This window comes from Streptosporangium sp. NPDC006013, from assembly GCF_040614275.1.
Classification (GTDB): domain Bacteria; phylum Actinomycetota; class Actinomycetes; order Streptosporangiales; family Streptosporangiaceae; genus Streptosporangium.
In genome coordinates, this window is sequence record NZ_JBEXUE010000504.1 from 1 (window position 1) to 7,106 (window position 7,106).

Below are 7,106 nucleotides of genomic sequence, written 5' to 3' on the forward strand. Positions count from 1 at the left end.
CAGATGGCTCGAACGAGTGCGCTTCGTGTGCGGTGTGATCGGTTGCGGTGGCTGGGTGCCCGGTGGGCGCTGCTGACCACCGGCGCGCGGCGTGATCGTGGCATGTCCACCGCGGAGTACGCGGTCGGAACGATCGCCGCCTGTGCCTTCGCCGCCCTGCTCTTCAAGGTGGTGACGAGTCCCGACGTCCAACAGATGATCACAACTCTGATCAACCGAGCGCTGACCGTGGCGGGATGACCCTCCCCGTGGCAGCGATCTTCTCTCGTCGGACCAGGGGGTCGGTGACCGCGGAGACGGCCGCGGTGCTGCCCGCCCTCCTGGTCGTGCTGGGAGCCGGGCTGTGGGCGGTGTCAGCGGTCGAGGCGCAGCTGGAGTGCGTGGACGCGGCCCGGGCCGGGGCTCGGGCCGCCTCGCGCGGCGAGTCGCTGGAGCGGGTCCGAGGCAGCGTCCTGTCCGTGGCTCCTGCGGGCGCGACCGTCGTGGTGACCCGAAGCGCGGAGATGGCACGGGTGGAGGTGTCGGTGAACGTCAGGCCGCGCTGGGGCGCCTCGCTCCCGGGCGTCACCGTGCACGCGAGTGCCGCCTCCGTCACCGAGCCCGGACTGGAGTGGTAGGCCCGTGACTCCTCCGCTTCCTGGGGAGAGCGGCTTCTGGTCAAGCCGCTCTCGCAGCCTCACGAAGGGCAGGCCCTGCCCGCAGGATATGGATGACGGTGGGGCGGAGCGGGGGTCGGCCACCATCTGGACGGTCGGGCTCATGGCTTTGCTCTTCGCGGTCGCGGCGGCGGTCATGGTCGCGGGCACGGCTCGGGTCGCGCGCCACCGAGCGCAGAGCGCCGCCGACCTGAGCGCGCTCACTGCCGCTCGGCTGGCCTTCGCGGACCCGGACCGGAGTTGCGCAAGGGCCTCCCTGCTCGCTGCGGACAACGGGGTCAGGGTCACCCGCTGTTCCGTGGGAAATGACGGCATCGTGGAGATCGAGGTGACCATGGACGTCTCGCTCCCCCTGAAGGGAGAGGTGGCGATCAACGCCAGGGCACGTGCCGGCCCTGTCCACATCGCTGATTCAGGCCGGTGAAGGAAAGCACGTCAGGAATCCGATGGGAGCCGACCGGAAAGCAGTTGAGTACGGCTTCAAAGGGCGGATGCGGCAGGAACAGACATCCGCGCCGGGCACACACCGATGAAATGGGAGCCCCCGACAAGGAAACGCTGCGACGGCAACGCGGCAGAGCACTGCTCCGCACAGACGAACACCGAGAATCGGCGGGCGGAAGCCTTCAGGAAACCGGGTGTACGAAGCCTCCGGGAAACAAGGTCGCAATCAAATCACGACTTCTTGGACGGCGTGTCCAAGAGTCCGAAGGCTCACGTAAGGTGCCGCTTACCGGTGATCCGTGCTGTTTCCCGATCGGCCTGGGGAGGGTGAGATGCGCATCACCAGGTCACCTGACACCATCGGGCGGCCTCGGGGCCGGAGGGCGGGGCCGGTGCGAGCCGGCCGGGAGGAGGGAACGATCTGGCCGCCGGGTGACCGTACGGGTGGCGGATGGCCGGCTGACGCGCGGTTCTCGACGAAGGGAAACGTCGTGACAACAGTTCGCAGACTGGTCGTCATGGCGGTGATCGCGCCGATCATATCCATGTCCTTCGTGCTCACCGCCGCGAATCCGGCGCAGGCCGTGGCGCGGCTGAAGGTCCCGTCCCGGGTGACCTCCAACAGCACAGTGATCCTTTCCGGCAGAGTCGATCTTCTGTTCGACGCGGTCCTTTTCGTCAATGGCAGGCAGGTGGCGAAGGGAGATCAAAAAGTCTCCTATGCCTGGAATCCTCGTTATCACCGGAACGGCAGTTACCGGATCAGGCTTGAACAGCGGGGCAAGGTGTTCGGAGCCGAATGGCACCAGACCAGCAGGACCCTGGTCCAGGCCGTTCCTCCGGCGACGCCGAGCGGGGTGAGCGCCCGGTTGTACGGCAAGCAGGTGGTCGTCAGATGGAGCAGGGGTGCCGAGCCCGACCTGCAGGGTTACGTGATCTCCACGAGCCGGACCGGCAGGGTCGGGTCCGTGCGGGTGGGCAGCGCGTGTTCCGGTGGTTCATGCAGGGCGACCTTGGCCGTTCCGGGGAAGGCGGCCGGACAGCGGATCGGGTTCACGGTGCGGGCCCTGCGCGGCAACGGCGGTGGCGGCACGCTCTCCTCAGGCAACTCGGCCGGCGCCTCGGTGAAGGTGCCGACGGCCACGGTGGCGAAGAGCGGCAGGAAAACCGGTGGCCAGGAGAGTTCCGGCACCCGGAGCGGATCGCAGCAGAGCGACACGGGCAGTCGGCAGAACACCGGGAGGAGCGAGAACAAGCAGGCCGGAGTCCACGACCTTCCGCAGTTGCCCGCGAAGAAGCCCACGGCGGCCTCGAATCGGCCGTCGGGAACAGCGGTCGCGCCAACGGGGAAGTCCGGGGCTTCGGAAAAGGCGGAGAACGGAGGCGACGCCACCTCGTCGGTCGCCGAGCCGATCGAGGAGACGAATGAGGGGGCCGACGGCGATCGGGAGAGGAAGGAAGGCGTGGACAGTGCCCCCGACTCCGGAGCGACCGGCGAGACCGAGGCGGACTCCGCCCCGAATACGAACACCACAGCAGGGTCATCTGACGTACCGACCGGTGGTATGAGCCAGTACGGCATGTTCATCGCCGGTGCTCTCGTCCTGCTGCTTCTCGGTGCGCACGGTGGCGCCTGGATCCGTCGCAGGCTGCTGGCCGCGGGGGACGGTTCCGCCGGCGGAGACAGGCGCCGTGGCGGAGGGAGCGACGGGCAGACCGCGCCCTTCGCGCCCGAGCCGCTCGGTGGGAGGGACTCGACGGGGGACGCCGGGACGGCGGGCCGAGGCGGTACGGCGGACAGGAGTGGCACGACCGGCACCGGCGGCAGGGGTGGTGTGGCGGGCAAGGGCGGCACCGCTGTCACTGTCGATCCACGGCGTCCCGCGGTCATTCTCGCCGTGGTCAAGACCGGCCTGGCCCCGGGGAGCCCGTCGCCCGACTCCCGTGGTTCGGTCCGCCCCCGCTCTCCCCGGCAGTCTCCGGATCGGTCTGCCCCGGATCGGCCCGTGCCGGAGCGGAACGTCTCGGCCGAGCCGGCTCCAGCCCAGCACGTCCCGGCTCAGCGCATCTCGATCAGGGATGCCCCGGTTCAGCCGATCTCGGTTCAGCCGGCTTCGGTTCGGCTGGCCTCGGTTCGGAAAGCCGCTGACCGCGAGACGGAGGCACAGCGGGCGGGGACCCGTCAGGCCGAGGTCGAGCACGCGGAGATTGAATACGCGGAGGTCGAGCACGCGGAGACCGGGCAGGCAGGTCACGCTGGGCGGCCGGACGCGGGTCCCGCTTCCGGCACGGCTCCGCTCTCCGAGGCCGGTGATGTCGGCCAGGCCGCGGCCCGGACGGCTGACCGGTGGGACGACTACCTTCCGCCCGCGCCCCGTTCCATGGAGGACAGCGGGTTCTGGGAGCGCCCGCAGCCCGGCGCGACCGATTTCTGGGCCGAGGACCGTAACGACGACGACCGGGACGAGCGACGAGATCGCGATGGCCTCTCACCCTCGGGGCATCGCTTCACCCCCGATATGAGCTGATCCGTCACAGTCTCCGGCAGACCGGCGCCCCGGCCCGCTGCCGGCGTGTTCCGCGGCCCTCACATCCCTGCGGCCTTCACATCCCTGCGGCCCTCACATCCGCGGCTCGTCGGAGGAGAGCAGGACGGCCAGCAGGCGGAGGGCTCCGGCCTTGTCGAGGGGCTCGTTGCCGTTGCCGCACTTGGGGGACTGGATACACGAGGGGCAGCCGCGTTCGCACTCGCACGAGGCGATGGCCTCGCGGGTGGCCGTGAGCCAGTCGCGCGCGCGGGCGTAACCGCGCTCGGCGAAGCCGGCGCCGCCCTCGTGCCCGTCGTAGACGAAGACGGTGAGCAGCCCCGTGTCGGCGTGGAGTTCGGTGGAGACGCCTCCGATGTCCCAGCGGTCGCAGGTCGCGAAGAGCGGCAGCAGGCCGATGGAGGCGTGTTCGGCCGCGTGCGCGGCACCGCCGAGGTCCAGGCCGTCCTCGATCAGGGGGATGATCGCCGAGGTGGGCAGCGTCCACCAGACGGCGCGGGTCCGCAGCGTGCGCGGGGGCAGGTCGAGGGGTTCGTCTCCCATGAGCTCGCCGCTCTGGGCCCGGCGCTTGAGATAGGCCACGACCTGGCTGGTCACCTCCACCGAGCCGAAATGGAGCTCTCCAGGACCGAGGGGGTGCGAGCTGAGGGACTCGATGACCGAGATATCGGTGACATCCCTGGCGAAGGTCGTGTAGTCGGGGGCCCCGGCCTCGACCAGCGCGACCCCCGCCTCCAGGTCGAGTTCGGCCACCAGGAACGTCTCTCCCTGGTGCACGTAGACGGCGCCGGCGTGCACGGTGGAGTGAGCCGAGGGCTCGTCCACGGTGCCGAGCAGCCGTCCGGTGGACATCTCGACGACCTGGACCGGCGCGGCGCCCGACCCGCGGATGTCGGCGAGATCGGTGGCGCGTCCCCTGCTGGTCCAGAACCAGCCCGCGGCGCGTTCCCTGAGCAGCCCGTCACCGACCAGGTCCGCGAGCACCTCCTTGCTGGTGGGGCCGAAGATGTCCAGGTCGTCGTGGGTCAGCGGGATCTCGGCGGCCGCCGCGCACAGGTGGGGGCCCAGCACGTACGGATTGCCGGGATCGAGCACGATCGTCTCCACCGGCCTGCCGAACAGGGCTTCGGGATGGTGGACGAGATAGGTGTCCAGGGGGTCGTCCCTGGCGATCAGCACCGCCAGCGCGTCCTGCCCGTCCCTTCCGGCCCGCCCGGCCTGCTGCCAGAGTGAGGCCCGGGTTCCCGGCCACCCCGCGATGAGCACGGCGTCCAGCCCGGAGACGTCGACGCCGAGTTCCAGGGCGTTGGTCGTCGCCAGGCCGAGCAGCTCGCCCGAACGCAGTGCCTTTTCCAGCCCCCTGCGATCCTCGGCCAGATAGCCCGCCCGGTAGGCCGCCACCTTGTCGGGCAGGTCCGCGGGCGCGCTCCCGTCGGCGACGAGGTCGCCGAGCCTGGCCCGTGTGGTGAGGGCCACGGACTCGGCGGCCCGCCGGGAGCGGACGAAGGCCAGGGTCCGCACCTCGGAGACGACGAGGTCGGCCAGGAGGTCCGCGCTCTCGGCGGTCGCGGGGCGGCGGACGGGTGCCCCGCCCTCGCCCCGTAGATCGGTCAGGGGTGGCTCCCACAGTGCGAAGGTGGTCGAGCCTCGGGGAGAGGCATCCGTGGTCACCTCGGCCATCTGGAGGCCTGTCAGACGTCTCGCGAAGGCCCCGGGCTCGCTGGCCGTCGCCGAGGAGAGCAGGAAGGTCGGGTGTGAGCCGTAGCGCGCGCAGATCCGGCGCAGGCGGCGCAGGATCTGGGCGACGTGGGAGCCGAACACGCCTCGGTAGCCGTGGCACTCGTCCACGACGACCATCCGGAGCCGCCGCCAGAAGGCCGACCACTGGGCGTGACGGGGCAGCAGGCCGCGATGGAGCATGTCCGGGTTGGTGAGGACGTAGTTGGCGTGCCTGCGTACCCAGGTCCGCTCCTCGAAGGAGGTGTCGCCGTCGTAGGTGGCGGCACGGAGCTCGGGCGGGTCGAGCTCGCGCAGCGTGCGGAGCTGGTCGGCGGCCAGAGCCTTGCTGGGGGACAGGTAGAGGATCGTGCCGCCGTCGAGCGTCGCGGAAAGCGCCGGGACCAGGTAGGAGAGGGACTTGCCCGAGGCGGTCCCGGTGGAGATGATCACGTTTTGGCCACGGTGGGCCAGCTCGGCGGCCTCGGCCTGATGCGGCCACAGGCCAGAAACGCCGTGGTTCGCCCAGCGCGTAACCAATCGCTGGTCAACCCAGTCCGGCCACCGGGTCTTACCGGCCTGACGTGCGGGAACGTGCTCCACATGGGTGACACGCGCGCGACGTGCGGGAACATCGAGCAGGCGATTGAGGGCGTTACCCGCTCGGAGGGGCGAGGATGAGGGCGGGGTCACTGGTTTCAGTCTCACATCTGTGGGCAGAGTCGCCGGGAATCGTGATTTCGTATAGACACTGAGCGTACGCATGGTTGAATGCCGCGCGTCGGGGCTTGTCGTCCGGGGGTCATCCGGTCCCAGGAGGGCATGCTCGAATCGGTACTTTCGCAGGCAAGGCGCTGGAGGATCTGTGGATCTGAAGTTGGACCACCATTCCGAGGACCGTCTCACCATCGTTGAGGTCGAGGGTGAGATTGATGTCTACACCGCGCCCAGATTGCGTGAGCTCCTGATCGACCTGGTCAACAAGGGGAATTTCCACCTGCTCGTCAACATGGAGAAGGTCGACTTCCTTGACTCCACGGGCCTTGGTGTCCTGGTCGGCGGGCTCAAGCGAGTTAGGGCGCACGATGGCTCACTGGAGCTTGTCTGCACTCAGGAGCGCATCCTGAAGATTTTCCGGATCACCGGGCTGACGAAGGTCTTCGGTATCTACGCCTCGGTTGATGAGGCCAAGGAAGCTCACGGTCGAGACAAGTAGTCGTGGCTACCGTCGAACTGACGTTCAGCGCTCTCCCCGCGCACGTGCGCACGGCGCGTCTGGTCGCCACGGCGATCGCCAGACGCACCGGTGTGCAGGAGTCGTTGCTGGACGAGGTACGGCTCGCTGTCGGTGAGGCGTGCTCGCGGGCCGTGGAGGCGCACCGCCTCCACTGTCCGGGAGAGCCGATCCGTATCGAGCTACGTGATGACTCAGGGCGCTTCGAGGTGACCGTCACCGACTCCGCCCCCAGCGACGAACTGGAGCACGATCGCGCCCTCCTGGGGTTCGACGATCCGTTCGGGCAACTTCCCGATGATCTGATGTCCGGCCTCGGCATCGCGGTCATCGTGGGACTGGCCGACGATGTTCAGGTCTACCCGAGCCAGAAGGGCATGTGTATCCGCATGAGCTGGCCCGCGGCGACGAACGGCCTGTCTCCGGCCTGACAGAAGACTTCGAACAGCCGGACCCGTGAAGAAGACCTCGACGCCGGTGGTGCCGACCGGCCAGGCTCCCGGCGGCGAG

General features: G+C 69.3%; 7 protein-coding genes. 6 read left to right on the forward strand and 1 reads right to left on the reverse strand.

The features are described 5' to 3' along the window. The 4 genes from ABZ260_RS43105 to ABZ260_RS43120 all read left to right on the forward strand — a co-directional run. The coding region (locus ABZ260_RS43105; RefSeq protein ID WP_355629479.1) for a DUF4244 domain-containing protein at positions 1 to 240 on the forward strand (240 nt) is incomplete at its 5' end. Further along, complete coding sequence (locus tag ABZ260_RS43110; protein WP_350930264.1) at positions 237 to 617, forward strand: TadE family type IV pilus minor pilin; 381 nt, start codon at positions 237 to 239, stop codon at positions 615 to 617. The genes ABZ260_RS43105 and ABZ260_RS43110, both read left to right, overlap by 4 nt. Before the next feature lie 88 nt (positions 618 to 705). Beyond that, entirely contained in the window at positions 706 to 1,080 is a 375-nt protein-coding gene (locus ABZ260_RS43115) for an Rv3654c family TadE-like protein (RefSeq protein ID WP_355629482.1), read from the forward strand. Positions 1,081 to 1,591: 511 nt separating this feature from the next. After that, entirely contained in the window at positions 1,592 to 3,628 is a 2,037-nt protein-coding gene (locus tag ABZ260_RS43120) for a hypothetical protein (RefSeq protein WP_355629485.1), read from the forward strand. Positions 3,629 to 3,721: 93 nt separating this feature from the next. Here ABZ260_RS43120 and ABZ260_RS43125 read toward each other — a convergent pair whose 3' ends face one another. Then, on the reverse strand, positions 3,722 to 5,965 hold the full coding sequence (locus ABZ260_RS43125; RefSeq protein ID WP_355629491.1) for a DEAD/DEAH box helicase: 2,244 nt from the start codon (positions 5,963 to 5,965) through the stop codon (positions 3,722 to 3,724). Between the two features lie 262 nt (positions 5,966 to 6,227). Between ABZ260_RS43125 and ABZ260_RS43130 the strand changes: the two genes are divergently transcribed. Beyond that, entirely contained in the window at positions 6,228 to 6,578 is a 351-nt protein-coding gene (locus ABZ260_RS43130) for an STAS domain-containing protein (RefSeq protein WP_030916965.1), read from the forward strand. 2 nt (positions 6,579 to 6,580) lie between these two features. Beyond that, positions 6,581 to 7,027 carry an ATP-binding protein gene (locus tag ABZ260_RS43135; RefSeq protein WP_355629488.1) on the forward strand — a complete coding sequence of 149 codons (447 nt, stop codon included), beginning with the start codon at positions 6,581 to 6,583 and terminating at the stop codon, positions 7,025 to 7,027. Positions 7,028 to 7,106 lie beyond the last annotated feature (79 nt).